We start from the raw sequence: 19,238 nt of genomic DNA on the forward strand, positions 1-19,238 counted from the left end.
TGAGAGTCGACGCGCGATATCAGGCCTGGTTCTGTCGCCACCACTCGGACAGCAAAATGCCCGTAGCGACTGAAATATTCAGACTTTCAACCTTACCGGTACCGCCGATAGAGACTTTTACGTCCCCCTGCTGCCAAGCGCTATCCGACAGACCATCACCTTCCTGACCCAGCACGATCACGGTTTTCGCCGGAAGCGTTGCTTGCGACAATGCCGTGCCTTTATGGCTGGACGTAGTCACGATGGTATAGCCTGCGTTACGGAACTCCGTCAGCACGGACAGGAAATCGTCAGCGTTAATCGCTTTAACGTGTTCTGCACCGCCTTCTGCCGTGCGCACGGCAGCGCCAGATTCCAGCAGCGCAGCATCCTGCACCAGCACACCTTTCACGCCGAAATGCGCGCAGCTGCGCATAATGCCGCCGAGGTTGTGCGGGTTACCCACATCTTCCAGCGCCAGTACACAGTCTTGCTCGCCAGCCGTTTTCAGGTACTCACGCACATCCATTCCCTGACGCTTTTTAATCAGGAAACACACGCCGCCGTGGTGCTCGGTGCCCGAAGCCTTAATCAGCTCGTCCTCTTCCACAACGTGGTAAGCCTTGCGGTTTGCCGCCATCCAGCGCAGTGCATCGCGGAAACGCGGTGTCACTTCTTGCAGGAACCAGGCACGAACGATCACTTCAGAACGGTTTTTAAACAGTGCCTGACAGGCATTTTCGCCGTAGACACGTGTTTCTTCCTGACGCTGGCGACGCAGTTGCTCAGGATCGATATGGCTCTTGCCTGTGATACCGCCATGGTCCGGCGTTTCGCTATCGCTTGGCGCACGAGACACGGTTTTCCACGGTGATTCATAGCCACCGGTATCGTCACCACGCGGCCGGCGAGGCTTATCACCGCTGCGTTCATTACGATCTTTATTGCCCCACGGCGACTTAGCATTGCTATCGCCGTCACGGGACGGATTTTCCCGGGCATAGCGCGGGTTAACATCACGTGGATGCTTCGGCTTTTCGCGTTGATCGCGAGAGCCACTGCCGTCACGCCGATCGCCACGGCGATCTTTGTCAGCAGGGCGCTTGTTTTTATTCTCTTTCTCGCCCTCATCATCACTACGGACGTACATCACACGGACTTTGCCGCTTTTACTATTGAATGAATCGCTCATTGTTTTCTCCACCTACGCGCTGGGCGCGAAGATTACCTTATGTACACCCGCTTAGCCACACGCTTGTGGTAAAAGAGCGCTAACAGTCAGAAGCTATTGTAGCTATTGGGCAAACCACGTTGTTGCCATCATGTCTCCCCACCATAATTTATTCACACTTAAGCAACATGCCGCTGACTTCCAATGCCGCATTGCGAACATTTTATCAGCGACATCTTTATTTTAGCCCTTTTATCTGAGGCCCTGTTATGAATACGGTATGTGGATCTTGCCAAACAACCAATCGCCTGCCAGAAGAGCGTGTTGATGACCATGCAAAGTGTGGTCGTTGCGGAGAAACCTTATTCAGCGGTGACGTTACCAATGCCACAGAAGCGACGCTCGATAAGCTGTTACAGGACGATCTTCCCGTCGTGGTCGATTTCTGGGCGCCCTGGTGCGGCCCCTGCGTCAACTTCGCCCCGGTGTTTGAAAACGTCGCGCAGGAGCGTAGCGGGAAAATCCGCTTTATTAAGGTCAATACCGAAGCCGAACCGGCACTCAGCGCACGTTTCCGTATCCGCAGTATTCCAACCCTCATGATCTTTAAACAGGGCCAGATGGTCGATATCCTCAACGGCGCACTGCCAAAAGCACAATTTGAGAGCTGGCTGGACGAATCACTGTAGAGAATTAATTAGGGTAGGAACGCAGGTATTATTGCCTCCTACCCTTTTGGTCAACTCGCCTGTCGATTAGAATGTCGCCTTTCTGAATCGGCTTCTCAATAATGAGAAAGAAGCTGGTTCGTTGCAGAATCTCATGGCGTCATCTATTTCATGATCAACCATCCTTTAATGGTTAACCGTCCCCTCACGGACAATGCCGTACTCCGCCTGCGCCAGCAACGTCTTGAGCAGTCAACCAAACCGTTCCGTGCCCGCGGCTGCCGCGTAGTACGCTGCCAGCAGTGTTTACTACCTGCAACCAACTGCCTGTGTCACACCATTCAGGCGCAGGAGTCCCGCAGCCGCGTCTGTCTGATCATGTTTGATACCGAACCGTTAAAGCCGAGCAATACCGGACGTCTTATCGCCGATATTCTTCCCGAGACGCAGGCGTTTCGCTGGTCACGCACCGAGCCAGATCCCGAATTGCTGGCTACGCTGCAAAACCCAGACGTTCAGCCCTATCTGGTCTTCCTTGCCGATGCAGCGGAAGAAGGACGTCAGGTGTTTCAACAGCTTCCCGCAGCGGAAAAGCCCGCCCTATTTGTTTTGCTCGACGGGACCTGGCCGGAAGCGCGTAAAATGTTCCGTAAAAGCCCTTATCTGGACAATTTGCCGATCCTGTCGCTGAATGTAGAGGCACTGTCCCGCTATCAACTGCGTGAAGCCAGCAACGCAGGGCAACACTGCACCGCCGAAATTGCCATCGCCCTGCTCGCACAGGCGGGGGATATCGTCGCGGCCGACGCGCTATCCCAGCATTTTGATCGTTTCAGGCGACACTATCTGGCGGGAAAATCACACCACAGCTTGAGAGAAAGTTTACCCACCGTCACAGCACAACCGGCAGAAAGCGTTTAGTATCAAAGGGGATTGATGTGAAGGAGTGACGCATGAGCCAGCGCGGATTGGAAGCACTGTTACGCCCTAAGTCTATCGCCGTTCTCGGCGCGTCCGAAAAACCGGGAAGAGCCGGTTTTCTGATGATGAAAAATTTGTTGGACGGCCATTTCAGCGGCCCCGTGCTGCCTGTTACACCGAAATATCGTGCCGTCTGCGGCGTGCTGGCCTACCCGACGGTCGCCAGCCTGCCCATGACGCCCGACCTTGCCGTGATTTGCACCAACGCCAGCCGTAATCTCACGCTGTTAGACGATCTGGGCCAGAAAGGCTGCAAAACGGTCATCATCCTCTCCGCACCGCCGACCCAGTTCAGCGAATTAAAGGCCTGCGCTGCACGCTACCACATGCGTCTGCTTGGCCCTAATAGCCTTGGGCTACTCGCGCCCTGGCAAGGTCTGAATGCCAGTTTCTCCCCTGTACCGATTATGAAAGGCAAGCTGGCATTCATTTCGCAGTCGGCCGCTGTGTCCAACACGATACTGGACTGGGCGCAGCAGCGCGGTATTGGTTTTTCCTATTTTATCGCTCTGGGTGACAGTCTGGATATCGATGTCGACGACCTGTTAGATTTTCTGGCACGCGATGGCAAAACCAGTGCGATTCTGCTGCATCTGGAACACATCAGCGATGCGCGCCGCTTTCTTTCCGCTTCTCGTAGCGCATCCCGAAATAAACCGATACTGGTGATCAAAAGCGGGCGCAGCCAGCAGGCACAGCAGTTGCTGAATGACCAGCGCCACGGTCTGGATGCCGCCTATGACGCGGCAATTCAACGCGCAGGCTTACTGCGGGTACGGGATACGCATGAGCTTTTTTCCGCGGTGGAAACCTTAAGCCACCTGCGGCCGCTGCGCGGTGAACGCCTGATGCTAGTAAGCAATGGCGCATCGCCCGCCGCACAGGCGCTGGATCAGCTCCTCAGCCGACAAGGCAAGCTAGCACAGCTCAGCGAGGCGACCCGACAAGCGCTACAGGAAGCGCTACCGCCAACCGTCACGATCGGCAATCCACTCGATCTGCGTGATGATGCGACCGCGGCTCGCTATCTGGCAGCGGTTTCAGTATTACTGGACAGCGATGAAGTCGATGCACTCTTAATCATTCACGCGCCCAGCGCCGCGGCTCCCGGCACCGATAGCGCATCTCAGTTGATCACGCTCTTCCAACAGCATCCGCGTGGGAAAAGAATTACGCTACTGACCAACTGGTGCGGCGAATTCTCCTCGCAAGAAGCACGACGTTTGTTTAACGACGCTGGCATTCCAACCTATCGCACACCGGAAGGCGCGGTTACAGCATTTATGCATACCGTCGAATATCGACGTAATCAGAAACAGCTAAAGGAAACCCCGGCGCTGCCGCTGAATTTAGGCATCAACGCCAGTCAGGCACATGCGCTGATTCATCAAGCGCTGTCAGACGGCGTGACGCAGCTCGACACGCATGAAGTTCAGCCGATCCTGCAAGCCTACGGCTTGGATACGTTACCCACTTGGATTGCTGGCGACAGCGCAGAAGCCGTACATATCGCCGAACAAATTGGCTATCCGGTCGCGATTAAGCTGAGATCGCCAGATATTCCGCATAAATCGGAAGTTCAGGGCGTCATGCTATACCTGCGAACCGCCAGAGAAGTCCAGCAGGCGGCAGATGCCATTCTTGACCGAGTGAAGCGCACCTATCCACAGGCGCGCATCTACGGCCTGCTGGTGCAGAGCATGGCAAATCGCGCCGGTGCGCAGGAGCTCAGGATTGCCGTCGAGCAAGACCCCGTTTTCGGCCCACTGATTATGCTAGGGGAAGGTGGCGTTGAGTGGCGAGAAAAACAGGCTGCCGTCGCCCTGCCTCCGCTGAATATGACGCTAGCCCGCTATTTGGTGCTGCAAGCGGTGAAAGGCGGCAAAATTCGGGAGTACAGCGCGCTGCATCCGCTGGACATTCCCGCGCTCAGCCGCTTGCTGGTTCAGGTCTCCAACCTGATTCTCGACTGCCCTGAAATTTCCCGGCTAGATATTCATCCTCTGCTGGCATCCGGGGATACGTTTACGCTGCTGGATGTCACGCTACATCTGACGCCGTTCAGTGGCGATCCGCAATCAAGGCTGGCAATTCGCCCTTATCCGCATGAGCTGGAAGAAACCGTTACCCTCAAAAATGGTGATAGCTGTCTATTCCGGCCAATTTTGCCGGAAGATGAACCGCTGCTCAGTTCGTTCATTGCAAGAGTGACGAAAGAAGACCTGTATTACCGTTATTTCAGCGAAATTAATGAATTTACTCACGAAGACTTAGCCAATATGACACAAATTGACTACGATCGTGAGATGGCATTCGTTGCCGTTCGCCAGTTCGGTGAGGAGACGGAGATTATTGGCGTGACGCGTGCGATTTCCGATCCGGATAATACGGATGCGGAATTCGCCGTGCTGGTTCGCTCCGATCTAAAAGGGCTGGGCCTTGGCAGACGCCTGTTGGAAAAGCTGATTGATTACGCCAAAGCGCATGGTCTCTCTCGTTTGACCGGCATCACCATGCCGCATAATCAAGGCATGATACAGCTGTCCAAAAAGCTCGGTTTTCACATCGACGTACAATTAGAAGAGGGAATTGTGACACTGGAATTGCCGCTGAAGAATTGATAGCACGACGTGACATGGCTCGTGCAACGGGAATTGTGATACCCATTCAATGGCAAAACAGACTCACAACAGCTGGAAAGTAATGGTATTATCGCCCATTCGGCTACTCCTTAACTTTTGATAATGACCAGAAGGTCATATACCCTAGTACAGCTCGAAGTATGGTGGGTATAAACTAATGAGAGAAGAATCGCACTGTGATGCTGTCAAATTTTAAACGCAATAAATACCAACAGCACCTTGCACAACTGCCCAGAATTCCTCAGAACGCAGATGATGTTCAGACGTTGCACTCGCCTGAGCTTTTCCGCACGACGCTGATTAACGCCATTCTGAGTGCTAAAAAACGCATCTATATCGTGGCGTTGTATCTTGAGCGCGATGATGGCGGCATGGGGATTCTATCCGCAATTTATGAAGCCAAACGGCAGTGCCCAGAGTTGGATGTCCGTGTTCTGGTAGACTGGCATCGTGCTCAGCGCGGCAGGATCGGCGCAGCGGCAGAAAATACCAATGCTGATTGGTATTGCGATATGGCGAAAAAACATCCAGACACGCATTTCCCTATCTATGGCATTCCTGTCAACACGCGCGAAGCCTTGGGCGTGTTGCACCTAAAAGGGTTCATTGTCGATGACACAGTTATCTACAGCGGGGCCAGCCTGAATGATGTTTATCTGCACCAACATCAGAAATACCGTTATGACCGCTACCAGCTGATTCATAATCCGGCATTGGCCGATACGATGGTGCAATATATCCAGACCATGCTATCGGCTCCGGCAATACAGCGGTTGGATCATACCGATCGCCCCAAGAGTCTGGAAATCAAAAATGATATTAAGCAGTTCCGCCAAACGTTGCGTACTGCCAATTATCAAGCCCCGGAACACAGCGCGGACGCAAACGAATTAACCGTCACGCCACTGGTCGGGCTAGGGAAACAAAGCCCGCTGAATAAGACCATACATCACCTGATGTATTGCGCTGATGAGCATGTGGTTATCTGTACCCCCTATTTCAACCTGCCAGCGCTACTGGTGAGAAATATCATCCGGCTATTGAGAGACGGTAAAAAAGTAGAAATTATTATCGGAGATAAAACCGCTAACGACTTCTATATTCCAGAAGACCAGCCTTTCAAAATCATCGGTGCGTTACCGTATCTCTATGAGATCAACCTTCGCCGTTTTCTGAGTCGTCTGGAGCGCTACATTGAGAATCAGCAGCTTGTTGTGCGGCTATGGAAAGACGGTGATAACAGCTTCCACCTGAAAGGCATGTGGGTAGATGACAAGTGGCAACTGTTGACGGGGAATAACCTTAACCCGCGCGCATGGCGTCTGGATCTGGAAAATGCCATCCTAATTCACGATCCTCAGAAGGTTCTATTGCAGCAACGTCTGGACGAACTGGACACAATCAGGACGCATACTCACGTTGTACAAAGCTATACGGAACTGGAGAGCATTGCGCAATATCCAGTGAAAGTCCGCAAGCTGATACGACGTCTGCGCCGTATCCGTATCGATCGACTCATCAGTCGTATTCTCTAAGACCTGTGATCTGCTTTAAAAAAACCTCGGAAGCCGAGGTTTTTTTATTGTCATTTGGGAACCTGGCCAGTGCAACTACCGACCAGGCGTTATGACAGCGATCTGAAAACTAAAGCTTCATTCCCTTGCCTCTGCGATGCAGCGTCAATGACACAATAAACGCAATCGCCCCCATCACTGATACGTACCAGAAAAAAGCCGTTTCCATACCAAATGATTTCAGCGAAAGTGCAACATACTCAGCCGAACCACCAAACAACGCATTAGCAACCGCGTAAGATAAGCCTACGCCCAATGCCCGGACTTCAGGTGGGAACATTTCTGCTTTTAAAATGCCGCTGATGGACGTGTAGAAACTGACAATAATCAGTGAAAGCATGACCAGTGAGAAGGCAATGACAGGGCTAGTCACACTCTGTAGCACCGTCAGAATGGGAACCGTCAGCAATGCCGCAAGTCCGCCGAAACAGAGCATTGAGCTACGACGGCCAATCCTATCTGACATCGCACCAAAGAACGGCTGTAGCAGCATAAAAATAAACAGTGCGAGGGTCATTAACCCGCTAGCCGTTTTCGCATCCATTCCTGCCGTATTCACCAGATACTTTTGCATGTAAGTGGTAAACGTATAAAAAGCTAAAGAACCACCGGCCGTAAAACCCAGTACGGTAATAAAGGCGCGACGATGTTTCCACAAACCCGCAAGCGAGCCAGCATCTTTATGTCCGCGAGTTGTTTTATCAGAGGTTTCATTCAGAGAACGGCGTAAATAAAGTGCAACAATCGCCAAAACAGCGCCGAGAGCAAAAGGAATACGCCATCCCCACGCACGCAAATCCTCATCACTCAGAACCTGTTGTAATATCACAACGACTAACAACGCCAGTAGCTGACCGCCGATCAGCGTGACATATTGGAAAGAAGCATAGAATCCCTTTCTTCCCTCAACGGCAACTTCACTCATATACGTCGCGCTAGTGCCGTATTCTCCACCGACAGAAAGTCCCTGAAATAAACGGGCTAATAACAGCAAAAAGGGAGCCCAGGTGCCAATGGTTTCATATCCCGGTAAGCATGCAATAACCAGAGATCCAAAACACATCATGCAGACCGAAATTAGCATTGAATTTTTACGACCATGCTTGTCTGCAATGTAACCGAAAAGCCAACCGCCTATCGGTCTCATTAAAAAGCCTGCTGCAAAAACCCCTGCGGTTTGTAGTAATTGAGTGGTGGTATTTCCCGAAGGGAAAAAGATATGGGCAAAATAGATTGAGCAAAAGGAATAAACATAAAAATCAAACCACTCAACCAAATTACCCGATGAAGCGCCAACTATAGCTCGGATACGCTGACGCGTATCTTTCGCATTTTCCGTTAGATCAGTCATCCTATTTTATTCTCCTGTTTTTCCGAGCATAAAACGATGCCCGCTATAGTAAAGCAGCACTTAAACCCTGAGGCAAAAAGTTCCTGATTGTAATAATTTATTAATGTAACAACGCAAGCAGTGCCTTTATTATCCTTAACAGAAACATGGATAAATAAAGTAGTAACAAACAGGATGTTATTATGAGATGGGTTAATAAGAAGATAAGTGAATCTATTCAGGTAAAAGGAAGAGTTTACTATCCTGAAATACAAATAAACAAAAGGCCATCCTTAACAGGATGGCCTTTTATCTTAATTGAAACCTGGCAGTTCCCTACTCTCACATGGGGAAACCCCACACTACCATCGGCGCTACGGTGTTTCACTTCTGAGTTCGGCATGGGGTCAGGTGGGACCACCGCGCTATCGCCGCCAGGTAAATTCTTTTTTTAAGCCGAACATTAACCCAAATAACTGGTGCTGATACCCAGAGTCGAACTGGGGACCTCACCCTTACCAAGGGTGCGCTCTACCAACTGAGCCATATCAGCGCACCTGTATAAATTGATGCCTGGCAGTTCCCTACTCTCACATGGGGAAGCCCCACACTACCATCGGCGCTACGGCGTTTCACTTCTGAGTTCGGCATGGGGTCAGGTGGGACCACCGCGCTATCGCCGCCAGGCAAATTCTGTTTCATTCCAACCGTCATGCTTCGCTTTCGCTCTCGCACAACCATCAGAACCAATCCTAAAACAAGCTGATTATCAAAATCTCTCTGAGTCACTCTCAAAACACCTTCGGTGTTGTAAGGTTAAGCCTCTCGGGTCATTAGTACTGGTTAGCTCAACGTATCGCTACGCTTACACACCCAGCCTATCTACGTCGTAGTCTTCAACGGCCCTTCAGGGGTATCAAGTACCCAGGGAAGACTCATCTCGAGGCAAGTTTCCCGCTTAGATGCTTTCAGCGGTTATCTCTTCCGCACTTAGCTACCGGGCAATGCAATTGGCATCACAACCCGAACACCAGTGGTGCGTTCACTCCGGTCCTCTCGTACTAGGAGCAACCCCTCTCAATCTTCCAACGCCCACGGCAGATAGGGACCGAACTGTCTCACGACGTTCTAAACCCAGCTCGCGTACCACTTTAAATGGCGAACAGCCATACCCTTGGGACCTACTTCAGCCCCAGGATGTGATGAGCCGACATCGAGGTGCCAAACACCGCCGTCGATATGAACTCTTGGGCGGTATCAGCCTGTTATCCCCGGAGTACCTTTTATCCGTTGAGCGATGGCCCTTCCATTCAGAACCACCGGATCACTAAGACCTGCTTTCGCACCTGCTCGAGCTGTCACTCTCGCAGTCAAGCTAGCTTATGCCTTTGCACTAACCTCCTGATGTCCGACCAGGATTAGCTAACCTTCGTGCTCCTCCGTTACGCTTTGGGAGGAGACCGCCCCAGTCAAACTACCCACCAGACACTGTCCGCAACCCGGATCACGGGCCCACGTTAGAACATCAAACATTAAAGGGTGGTATTTCAAGGTTGGCTCCACGCAGACTGGCGTCCACGCTTCAAAGCCTCCCACCTATCCTACACATCAAGGCTCAAGGTTCAGTGTCAAGCTATAGTAAAGGTTCACGGGGTCTTTCCGTCTTGCCGCGGGTACACTGCATCTTCACAGCGAGTTCAATTTCACTGAGTCTCGGGTGGAGACAGCCTGGCCATCATTACGCCATTCGTGCAGGTCGGAACTTACCCGACAAGGAATTTCGCTACCTTAGGACCGTTATAGTTACGGCCGCCGTTTACCGGGGCTTCGATCAAGAGCTTCGCCTTGCGGCTGACCCCATCAATTAACCTTCCGGCACCGGGCAGGCGTCACACCGTATACGTCCACTTTCGTGTTTGCACAGTGCTGTGTTTTTATTAAACAGTTGCAGCCAGCTGGTATCTTCGACTGATTTCAGCTCCATGAGCAAGTCACTTCACCTACCATCAGCGTGCCTTCTCCCGAAGTTACGGCACCATTTTGCCTAGTTCCTTCACCCGAGTTCTCTCAAGCGCCTGAGTATTCTCTACCTGACCACCTGTGTCGGTTTGGGGTACGATTTGATGTTACCTGGAGCTTAGAGGCTTTTCCTGGAAGCGTAGCATTGGTTACTTCATCACCGTAGTGACTCGTCATCACGCCTCAGTGTTAATGACGACCCGGATTTACCAAAGTCATCCACCTTCACGCTTAAACCGGGACAACCGTCGCCCGGATAACCTAGCTTTCTCCGTCCCCCCTTCGCAGTAACACCGAGTACAGGAATATTAACCTGTTTCCCATCGACTACGCTTTTCAGCCTCGCCTTAGGGGTCGACTCACCCTGCCCCGATTAACGTTGGACAGGAACCCTTGGTCTTCCGGCGTGCGGGTTTTTCACCCGCATTATCGTTACTTATGTCAGCATTCGCACTTCTGATACCTCCAGCAACCCTCACAGGCCACCTTCGACGGCTTACAGAACGCTCCCCTACCCAACAACACCTGAGTGTCGCTGCCGCAGCTTCGGTGCATGGTTTAGCCCCGTTACATCTTCCGCGCAGGCCGACTCGACCAGTGAGCTATTACGCTTTCTTTAAATGATGGCTGCTTCTAAGCCAACATCCTGGCTGTCTGTGCCTTCCCACATCGTTTCCCACTTAACCATGACTTTGGGACCTTAGCTGGCGGTCTGGGTTGTTTCCCTCTTCACGACGAACGTTAGCACCCGCCGTGTGTCTCCCGTGATAACATTCTTCGGTATTCGTAGTTTGCATCGGGTTGGTAAGTCGGGATGACCCCCTAGCCGAAACAGTGCTCTACCCCCGAAGATGAATTCACGAGGCGCTACCTAAATAGCTTTCGGGGAGAACCAGCTATCTCCCGGTTTGATTGGCCTTTCACCCCCAGCCACAAGTCATCCGCTAATTTTTCAACATTAGTCGGTTCGGTCCTCCAGTTAGTGTTACCCAACCTTCAACCTGCCCATGGCTAGATCACCGGGTTTCGGGTCTATACCCTGCAACTTAACGCCCAGTTAAGACTCGGTTTCCCTGCGGCTCCCCTATACGGTTAACCTTGCTACAGAATATAAGTCGCTGACCCATTATACAAAAGGTACGCAGTCACCCTGATTAATCAAGGCTCCCACTGCTTGTACGTACACGGTTTCAGGTTCTATTTCACTCCCCTCGCCGGGGTTCTTTTCGCCTTTCCCTCACGGTACTGGTTCACTATCGGTCAGTCAGGAGTATTTAGCCTTGGAGGATGGTCCCCCCATATTCAGACAGGATGTCACGTGTCCCGCCCTACTCATCGAACTCACAATTTGTGCATTTTTGTGTACGGGACTATCACCCTTTACTGTGCGACTTTCCAGACGCTTCCACTAACACACAAACTGATTCAGGTTCTGGGCTCCTCCCCGTTCGCTCGCCGCTACTAGGGGAATCTCGGTTGATTTCTTTTCCTCGGGGTACTGAGATGTTTCAGTTCCCCCGGTTCGCCTCATTACGCTATGTATTCACGTAATGATAGTGTGTCGAAACACACTGGGTTTCCCCATTCGGGTATCGTCGGGTATAACGCTTCATATCAGCTTACCGACGCTTATCGCAGATTAGCACGCCCTTCATCGCCTCTGACTGCCTAGGCATCCACCGTGTACGCTTAGTCGCTTAACCTCACAACCCGAAGGTGTCTTAAAGACATCATCGCGCTGCGATTATTTGAGAGACTCATTGACGCACTGATACACCATTCATACCCGCAGGTATCAATGCATGTTCAGCTGTCATGTTTCAATTTTCAGCTTGTTCCAGATTGTTAAAGAGCAAAACTTCGCAGTGTACCCAAACAGGTACACTCTGAAGTTTTCTATATAGCGAGTAGTGATGGTGGAGCTATGCGGGATCGAACCGCAGACCTCCTGCGTGCAAGGCAGGCGCTCTCCCAGCTGAGCTATAACCCCATCGTTGCTTACAGATACCTTAGATACCACTCATGGAAGAGTTGGTAGGCCTGAGTGGACTTGAACCACCGACCTCACCCTTATCAGGGGTGCGCTCTAACCACCTGAGCTACAAGCCTATTAAGGTATTTCTGCTCGTTATTTTCATCAGACAATCTGTGTGAGCACTTCACTTAACACACATCTTCTTGGTAAGGAGGTGATCCAACCGCAGGTTCCCCTACGGTTACCTTGTTACGACTTCACCCCAGTCATGAATCACAAAGTGGTAAGCGCCCTCCCGAAGGTTAAGCTACCTACTTCTTTTGCAACCCACTCCCATGGTGTGACGGGCGGTGTGTACAAGGCCCGGGAACGTATTCACCGTAGCATTCTGATCTACGATTACTAGCGATTCCGACTTCATGGAGTCGAGTTGCAGACTCCAATCCGGACTACGACGTACTTTATGAGGTCCGCTTGCTCTCGCGAGGTCGCTTCTCTTTGTATACGCCATTGTAGCACGTGTGTAGCCCTACTCGTAAGGGCCATGATGACTTGACGTCATCCCCACCTTCCTCCGGTTTATCACCGGCAGTCTCCTTTGAGTTCCCGACCGAATCGCTGGCAACAAAGGATAAGGGTTGCGCTCGTTGCGGGACTTAACCCAACATTTCACAACACGAGCTGACGACAGCCATGCAGCACCTGTCTCAGAGTTCCCGAAGGCACTCAGCTATCTCTAGCTAATTCTCTGGATGTCAAGAGTAGGTAAGGTTCTTCGCGTTGCATCGAATTAAACCACATGCTCCACCGCTTGTGCGGGCCCCCGTCAATTCATTTGAGTTTTAACCTTGCGGCCGTACTCCCCAGGCGGTCGATTTAACGCGTTAGCTCCGGAAGCCACGCCTCAAGGGCACAACCTCCAAATCGACATCGTTTACAGCGTGGACTACCAGGGTATCTAATCCTGTTTGCTCCCCACGCTTTCGCACCTGAGCGTCAGTCTTTGTCCAGGGGGCCGCCTTCGCCACCGGTATTCCTCCAGATCTCTACGCATTTCACCGCTACACCTGGAATTCTACCCCCCTCTACAAGACTCTAGCCTGTCAGTTTTGAATGCAGTTCCCAGGTTAAGCCCGGGGATTTCACATCCAACTTAACAGACCGCCTGCGTGCGCTTTACGCCCAGTCATTCCGATTAACGCTTGCACCCTCCGTATTACCGCGGCTGCTGGCACGGAGTTAGCCGGTGCTTCTTCTGCGAGTAACGTCAATCGATAAGGTTATTAACCTTACCGCCTTCCTCCTCGCTGAAAGTGCTTTACAACCCGAAGGCCTTCTTCACACACGCGGCATGGCTGCATCAGGCTTGCGCCCATTGTGCAATATTCCCCACTGCTGCCTCCCGTAGGAGTCTGGACCGTGTCTCAGTTCCAGTGTGGCTGGTCATCCTCTCAGACCAGCTAGGGATCGTCGCCTAGGTGAGCCATTACCTCACCTACTAGCTAATCCCATCTGGGCACATCTGATGGCGAGAGGCCCGAAGGTCCCCCTCTTTGCTCTTGCGAGGTTATGCGGTATTAGCTACCGTTTCCAGTAGTTATCCCCCTCCATCAGGCAGTTTCCCAGACATTACTCACCCGTCCGCCGCTCGTCACCCAAAGAGCAAGCTCTTCTGTGCTACCGCTCGACTTGCATGTGTTAGGCCTGCCGCCAGCGTTCAATCTGAGCCATGATCAAACTCTTCAATTTAAGATTTGTTTGATTTGCTGAACTCGTCAGCGATGCTCAAAGAATTAGTAACTGTTCATTCGTAATGAATTTTACTGTTGTTCACTCTTCAAGACTTTTTATATCGTTAAGATACGGTCTTGTGAGTGCCCACACAGATTGTCTGATTAAATTGTTAAAGAGCAGTGCGTTGTGGCCTTAACCACTTCGCGAGGTGGCGTATATTACGCTTTTCACCTTTAGAGTCAACGCTTATTTTAAAGCGTTTTCTCTTTCTTTATCGACCCGGTTGTGTGTTCACAGCGCCGTGTCGATGGAGGCGCATTATAGGGAGCCGATTCAGAAGCGCAAGCAAATCTCGTAAACTTTTTTCTGTTTGCGCATCTTTCATTCGTTCCGCTTGTTAACTGCGCGTTTTTATCCATTTTGGCAGGTCTGCGAGGCTTTCCAGCACACCATCAGCCAGTGCTTCGCCTTGCTCAGTGACGGGTTTACCAGTACGAACCAGCAGTTTTTTTCCTATACCAGCACCCATTGCAGCCTGAATATCCTCTAATTTGTCTCCCACCATATAAGAAGCCGCCATATCAATGTTCAACTCACGCTGTGCAGAAAGCAGCATGCCCGGCTCAGGTTTACGGCAATCACAACTCTGGCGATACTCACCTTCCCCAGCTTCAGGGTGATGCGGACAAAAATAGATGCCATCCAGATCAACACCACGATCGGCCAGCGACCAGTCCATCCATTCCGTCAGTTGCATAAACTGATCTTCTGTAAACTTACCGCGGGCGATGCCGGACTGATTCGTCACAACAACCAGCGCGAACCCCATGCTTTTCAACTCACGCATGGCATCAATGACGCCGTCAATAAATTGAAAATGGTCAATGTCATGAACATAACCGTGATCGACATTGATCGTGCCGTCACGATCAAGAAAAACTGCTGGAACGCTTTGTGCCACTGACTTTGCTCCTGAATGCCTAAATTACGCGGTAGTATCGCATGTTTTCGCCGAGAGGGAGAATGCAGAGCCATGACAATCCCGATTGACTTAGACGTCTAGACGCCCTAACATCCATTTCATATTCTGTTAATTCAGAAACTGATTTATCCAGCCATAGGCACTCACGATAAAAACATATGATTGAACTTTCTAATATTACTAAGGTTTTCCAGCAGAACGGGCGGACAATTACCGCGCTTGCTGATGTCAGCCTTCATGTTCCCACTGGGCAAATTTATGGCGTTATCGGCGCATCGGGCGCGGGTAAAAGTACATTGATCCGCTGCGTCAATTTATTGGAGCGACCGACAGAAGGGAAAGTTCTGGTAGATGGGCAAGAATTGACTCAACTGTCTGATAGCCAGTTGACGCGCGCACGCCGTCAAATCGGCATGATTTTCCAACATTTCAACCTGCTCGCTTCGCGCACCGTTTTTGGCAACATTTCACTACCGCTGGAATTGGATAACACGCCGAAAGCCGACATCACCAAACGAGTCAACGAGTTGTTGGAGCTGGTTGGTCTGGCAGATAAGCACGATGTCTATCCAGCCAATTTGTCTGGCGGACAAAAACAGCGCGTCGCTATTGCCCGTGCGTTGGCGAGCAATCCTAAAGTTCTGCTGTGTGACGAAGCAACCAGTGCATTAGATCCTGCAACAACGCGCTCGATTCTCGAATTACTGAAAGACATCAATCGCCGTCTCGGCCTAACCATCCTTCTTATTACCCATGAGATGGACGTGGTGAAACGCATTTGCGATCAGGTTGCGGTGATCAGCGACGGACGACTCATTGAGCAAGACACCGTAAGCGAAGTCTTCTCACACCCGAAAACGCCGCTGGCGCAGAAATTCATTCAGTCAACGTTGCACCTGGACATCCCTGACGATTACCTCGCCCGTCTGTCCCCTGACTATCGCCCGGATACCACGCCATTATTACGGATGGAATTTACGGGTAAGTCGGTGGATGCTCCTCTGCTGTCCGAGGTTGCCCGACGCTTTAACATCAACAACAACATTATCAGTGCCCAGATGGATTACGCCGGTGGCGTCAAGTTCGGCATCATGCTGGCAGAAATGCACGGCAACGATGCGGATATCAAAGCCGCAATCCAATTCCTGCAGGAAAGTCACGTTACAATTGAGGTTCTGGGTTATGTCTGAAGCAATGATGTGGTTAATGGCTAAGGGAGTATGGGAAACCGTCGCGATGACGTTCGTTTCTGGTTTCTTTGGCTTTGTGCTTGGCTTACCTGTGGGCGTTTTGTTGTATACCACGCGTCCGGGGCAAATCATCGCCAATCCCAAGATCTATCGGACCGTTTCTGCACTGGTAAACATTTTCCGTTCGATTCCGTTCATTATTTTGCTGGTGTGGATGATTCCTTTTACTCGCATCATTGTCGGAACCTCTATTGGCCTGCAAGCGGCGATCGTTCCTCTTACCGTCGGTGCGGCACCTTTTATTGCCCGTATGGTGGAAAATGCGTTGCTTGAAATTCCTACTGGTCTGATCGAAGCCGCCCGTGCGATGGGCGCGACACCGATGCAGATCATCAGAAAGATATTGCTGCCGGAAGCATTACCGGGGCTAATTAATGCCGCAACCATCACGCTAATTACTCTCGTAGGCTATTCTGCTATGGGTGGAGCCGTGGGCGCAGGCGGCTTAGGTCAAATTGGTTATCAGTATGGTTATATTGGTTATAACGCGACGGTCATGAATACGGTATTAATATTACTGGTTGTTTTGGTTTACCTGATTCAATTCTGCGGCGACAGGGCAGTAAAAGCTGTCACACACAAGTAATTTCACCACAATACGCATTTGCCTGAAGGCATCTGCCAAGAAAATAGTTAATTAGGGGTAAGGATATGGCGATTAAACTGAAATCTATTGCGACCATTGGCGCACTCATTGGTGCTCTGGCACTTGCGGGATGTGGTCAGGAAGAAAAAAATCCTAATCATATTAAAGTTGGCGTTATCGTTGGCGCAGAACAACAAGTTGCAGAAGTTGCGCAGAAAGTGGCAAAAGACAAATACGGTCTGGACGTTGAGTTAGTCACATTTAACGATTACGTCTTGCCAAACGAAGCCCTGAGCAAAGGTGACATCGATCTGAATGCCTTCCAGCACAAACCTTATCTGGATCAACAGATCAAAGATCGTGGCTATAAACTGCTTTCTGTCGGCAACAGCTTTGTTTACCCAATTGCGGGTTATTCCAAAAAAATCAAATCGCTGAATGAACTGCAAGATGGCGCTCAAGTCGCTATTCCAAATGACCCAACCAACCTGGGCCGTTCCCTGCTGCTGCTGCAGAAAGTCGGTTTGATTAAACTGAAAGACAACGTCGGCTTGCTGCCAACCGTACTGGATGTGACCGAAAACCCGAAAAACATCAAACTGGTTGAGCTGGAAGCGCCACAGCTGCCACGTTCTTTAGATGACGCACAAATCGCGCTGGCGGTAATCAACACCACTTACGCCAGCCAGATTAACCTGACGCCGACCAAAGATGGCCTGTTTGTTGAAGAGAAAGACTCTCCGTATGTAAACCTGCTGGTTTCACGCGAAGACAACAAAGACGCTGAAAACGTGAAGAAATTCGTTCAGGCTTATCAGTCTGACGAAGTAAACGACGCAGCAAATAAAATCTTTAATGGCGGCGCAGTGAAAGGCTGGTAATCCAGCAATTATACGCTAAATAATTCAAGTTTCAGAAAGACGGCAAGAGAAGGAATCCCGATGAGCTTACCCAAGTAAGTGATTCGGGTGACTGAACGTAGCCAACACACATGCAACTTGAAGTATGACGAGTATACGCGTTTAATTAAAAGATATTGTTAAGACGGGCTACGGCCCGTCTTGTTATTTGTGCAATTGCTTGCTTCAATACCCGCTCTTTGAGAAAAAGCAGAGGAATCCTTAATGCGTGCTGTTCCCTTTATATTGTTGGCCATGTCGCTGACAGGCTGTTCTTTATTTCAGAAGCCACCGGCACCGGCACCTCAACCCGCTATTGAAACCAAAACCGTAGAACCTGCGCCTAAACCGAAGCCAGCGGCTCGTCCGACGCCAGCGGTGTTATATAAAAGTGCAGAAGAATTAGTCGGTAAACCTTTCCGTGATATGGGCGAAGTTTCAGGGTCCTCATGTCAGGTCAGCGCTCAGGATTCTCCCCCTAACGCGGCAAATGCGCGTAAAAGAATGCAAAACCGCGCAACCGCAATGAAAGCCAATGCAGTTTTACTGCATGAATGCCAGACCGTCAGTGGCGTAGCAGGTTGCTACAGCCAGGTCGTTTGCCAAGGCACTGCGCTGAAAGTCTCTGCACAATGAGTCAATTTGTTTTCAATCAGATCGGGATTATCCGCTCACCGTATAAAGAAAAGTTTGCCATTCCGCGGCAACCGGGTCTGATTGAAGACGGAGGCGGAGAGCTTCAGCTATTACCGCCGTACAATCAGGCGGAATGTGTGCGGGGACTGGAAGACTTCAGTCATATTTGGATATTGTTCATTTTTCATCAAACGATGGACGGCGGCTGGCGTCCGACAGTTCGACCACCACGTCTGGGAGGAAACACCCGTACGGGCGTTTTCGCTACGCGTTCTACCTTCCGCCCCAACCCTGTTGGTATGTCGCTGGTTGAGCTAAAAGGGATCAGTGCAAAAGGCGATGCCATTACGCTCGAACTAGGCAGTCTTGATCTGGTCGATGGCACACCGGTCGTCGATATCAAACCTTACCTACCCTTTGCAGAAAGCCATCCTCAGGCGCGAGCGGGTTTTGCCCAAATGGCACCCGATGCCGCGATGCCGGTAGTTTTTTCCGCCCTCGCGGAAAGCCAGATCGCAGAACACCACAAGAAATATCCCCAGTTGAAACGCTTTATCTCGCAGGTATTGGCACAGGATCCGCGCCCCGCCTACCGTAAAGGGGAAAGTACCACGCGGGAATACGCCGTTTTGCTATTGGAATTCAATGTGCGCTGGCGCGTCTGCGAAGAACAAACCGAAGTGTTGAGCCTCGACCCGTCACTCGCGTGTTAATACACGAACCACAGCAATATATTCTAAAATTGTCCCTGCTCTCTTTTGACACGTCGCCCACGCTGGTAAACTAAGCCACTTTTTATGTGCCTTCGGCTG

The 19,238-nt window shown here is 50.9% G+C and carries 12 protein-coding genes, 3 tRNA genes and 4 rRNA genes; 9 read left to right on the forward strand and 10 right to left on the reverse strand.

Annotated elements, in window-relative coordinates:
- Positions 1–19: 19 nt before the first annotated feature.
- On the reverse strand, positions 20–1,171 hold the full coding sequence (locus EIP93_RS17625; RefSeq protein WP_103862965.1) for a tRNA/rRNA methyltransferase: 1,152 nt from the start codon (positions 1,169–1,171) through the stop codon (positions 20–22).
- A 248-nt stretch (positions 1,172–1,419) separates the two neighbouring features.
- Here EIP93_RS17625 and trxC point away from each other — a divergent pair, with 248 nt between their 5' ends.
- The 4 genes from trxC (at position 1,420) to pssA (ending at position 6,976) form a co-directional block, all read left to right on the forward strand.
- Positions 1,420–1,839, forward strand: coding sequence for a thioredoxin TrxC (gene trxC, locus EIP93_RS17630; protein WP_103862966.1), 420 nt, complete (start codon positions 1,420–1,422; stop codon positions 1,837–1,839).
- Between the two features lie 150 nt (positions 1,840–1,989).
- Positions 1,990–2,739 (forward strand): tRNA-uridine aminocarboxypropyltransferase, encoded by a 750-nt coding sequence (locus EIP93_RS17635; protein ID WP_370586361.1) that lies wholly within the window; start codon positions 1,990–1,992, stop codon positions 2,737–2,739.
- Positions 2,740–2,771: 32 nt separating this feature from the next.
- A complete protein-coding gene (locus EIP93_RS17640; RefSeq protein WP_103943420.1) occupies positions 2,772–5,420 on the forward strand; it encodes a bifunctional acetate--CoA ligase family protein/GNAT family N-acetyltransferase in 2,649 nt (882 codons plus the stop codon).
- Positions 5,421–5,620: 200 nt separating this feature from the next.
- On the forward strand, positions 5,621–6,976 hold the full coding sequence (gene pssA, locus EIP93_RS17645) for a CDP-diacylglycerol--serine O-phosphatidyltransferase (protein ID WP_116362540.1): 1,356 nt from the start codon (positions 5,621–5,623) through the stop codon (positions 6,974–6,976).
- 109 nt (positions 6,977–7,085) lie between these two features.
- Here the strand turns inward: pssA and EIP93_RS17650 are convergent, their stop codons facing one another.
- The 9 genes from EIP93_RS17650 to gmhB all read right to left on the reverse strand — a co-directional run bounded on the left by EIP93_RS17650 (position 7,086) and on the right by gmhB (position 15,034).
- Positions 7,086–8,366, reverse strand: a complete 1,281-nt coding sequence (locus EIP93_RS17650) for an MFS transporter (protein ID WP_103862969.1) — start codon at positions 8,364–8,366, stop codon at positions 7,086–7,088.
- A 302-nt stretch (positions 8,367–8,668) separates the two neighbouring features.
- A 5S ribosomal RNA gene (rrf, locus tag EIP93_RS17655) occupies positions 8,669–8,784 on the reverse strand.
- A gap of 38 nt (positions 8,785–8,822) precedes the next feature.
- Positions 8,823–8,898 (reverse strand) — tRNA-Thr (locus EIP93_RS17660).
- Between the two features lie 18 nt (positions 8,899–8,916).
- Positions 8,917–9,032: ribosomal RNA gene (gene rrf, locus EIP93_RS17665) — 5S ribosomal RNA — on the reverse strand.
- Between the two features lie 125 nt (positions 9,033–9,157).
- Positions 9,158–12,067: ribosomal RNA gene (locus tag EIP93_RS17670) — 23S ribosomal RNA — on the reverse strand.
- Positions 12,068–12,278: 211 nt separating this feature from the next.
- Positions 12,279–12,354 (reverse strand) — tRNA-Ala (locus tag EIP93_RS17675).
- 42 nt (positions 12,355–12,396) lie between these two features.
- Positions 12,397–12,473 (reverse strand) — tRNA-Ile (locus EIP93_RS17680).
- Between the two features lie 73 nt (positions 12,474–12,546).
- Positions 12,547–14,088, reverse strand: a 16S ribosomal RNA gene (locus EIP93_RS17685).
- The 16S, 23S and 5S rRNA genes sit together here with 3 tRNA genes alongside, the layout of an rRNA operon.
- A 382-nt stretch (positions 14,089–14,470) precedes the next feature.
- The gene (gene gmhB, locus EIP93_RS17690) at positions 14,471–15,034 is read right to left on the reverse strand and encodes a D-glycero-beta-D-manno-heptose 1,7-bisphosphate 7-phosphatase (RefSeq protein WP_039530687.1); all 564 of its coding nucleotides are present in this window, start codon (positions 15,032–15,034) and stop codon (positions 14,471–14,473) included.
- Between the two features lie 179 nt (positions 15,035–15,213).
- Here gmhB and metN point away from each other — a divergent pair, with 179 nt between their 5' ends.
- The 5 genes from metN to tsaA all read left to right on the forward strand — a co-directional run bounded on the left by metN (position 15,214) and on the right by tsaA (position 19,139).
- Positions 15,214–16,245: a methionine ABC transporter ATP-binding protein MetN gene (gene metN, locus EIP93_RS17695; protein ID WP_039506985.1), complete on the forward strand. Its 1,032-nt coding sequence runs from the start codon at positions 15,214–15,216 to the stop codon at positions 16,243–16,245.
- Complete coding sequence (locus EIP93_RS17700; protein ID WP_039484824.1) at positions 16,238–16,891, forward strand: methionine ABC transporter permease MetI; 654 nt, start codon at positions 16,238–16,240, stop codon at positions 16,889–16,891. The genes metN and EIP93_RS17700 overlap by 8 nt, the downstream gene beginning before the upstream one ends.
- Before the next feature lie 65 nt (positions 16,892–16,956).
- Positions 16,957–17,772, forward strand: coding sequence for a MetQ/NlpA family lipoprotein (locus EIP93_RS17705; RefSeq protein WP_103861707.1), 816 nt, complete (start codon positions 16,957–16,959; stop codon positions 17,770–17,772).
- Between the two features lie 243 nt (positions 17,773–18,015).
- Positions 18,016–18,426: an Rcs stress response system protein RcsF gene (rcsF, locus tag EIP93_RS17710; protein WP_103861708.1), complete on the forward strand. Its 411-nt coding sequence runs from the start codon at positions 18,016–18,018 to the stop codon at positions 18,424–18,426.
- Positions 18,423–19,139 carry a tRNA (N6-threonylcarbamoyladenosine(37)-N6)-methyltransferase TrmO gene (gene tsaA / locus EIP93_RS17715; protein ID WP_103942467.1) on the forward strand — a complete coding sequence of 239 codons (717 nt, stop codon included), beginning with the start codon at positions 18,423–18,425 and terminating at the stop codon, positions 19,137–19,139. The genes rcsF and tsaA overlap by 4 nt, the downstream gene beginning before the upstream one ends.
- The last annotated feature ends 99 nt before the right edge of the window (positions 19,140–19,238 follow it).

Origin of the sequence: Pectobacterium versatile (genome assembly GCF_003932035.1) — a bacterium.
Taxonomy (GTDB): Bacteria; Pseudomonadota; Gammaproteobacteria; order Enterobacterales; family Enterobacteriaceae; genus Pectobacterium; species Pectobacterium versatile.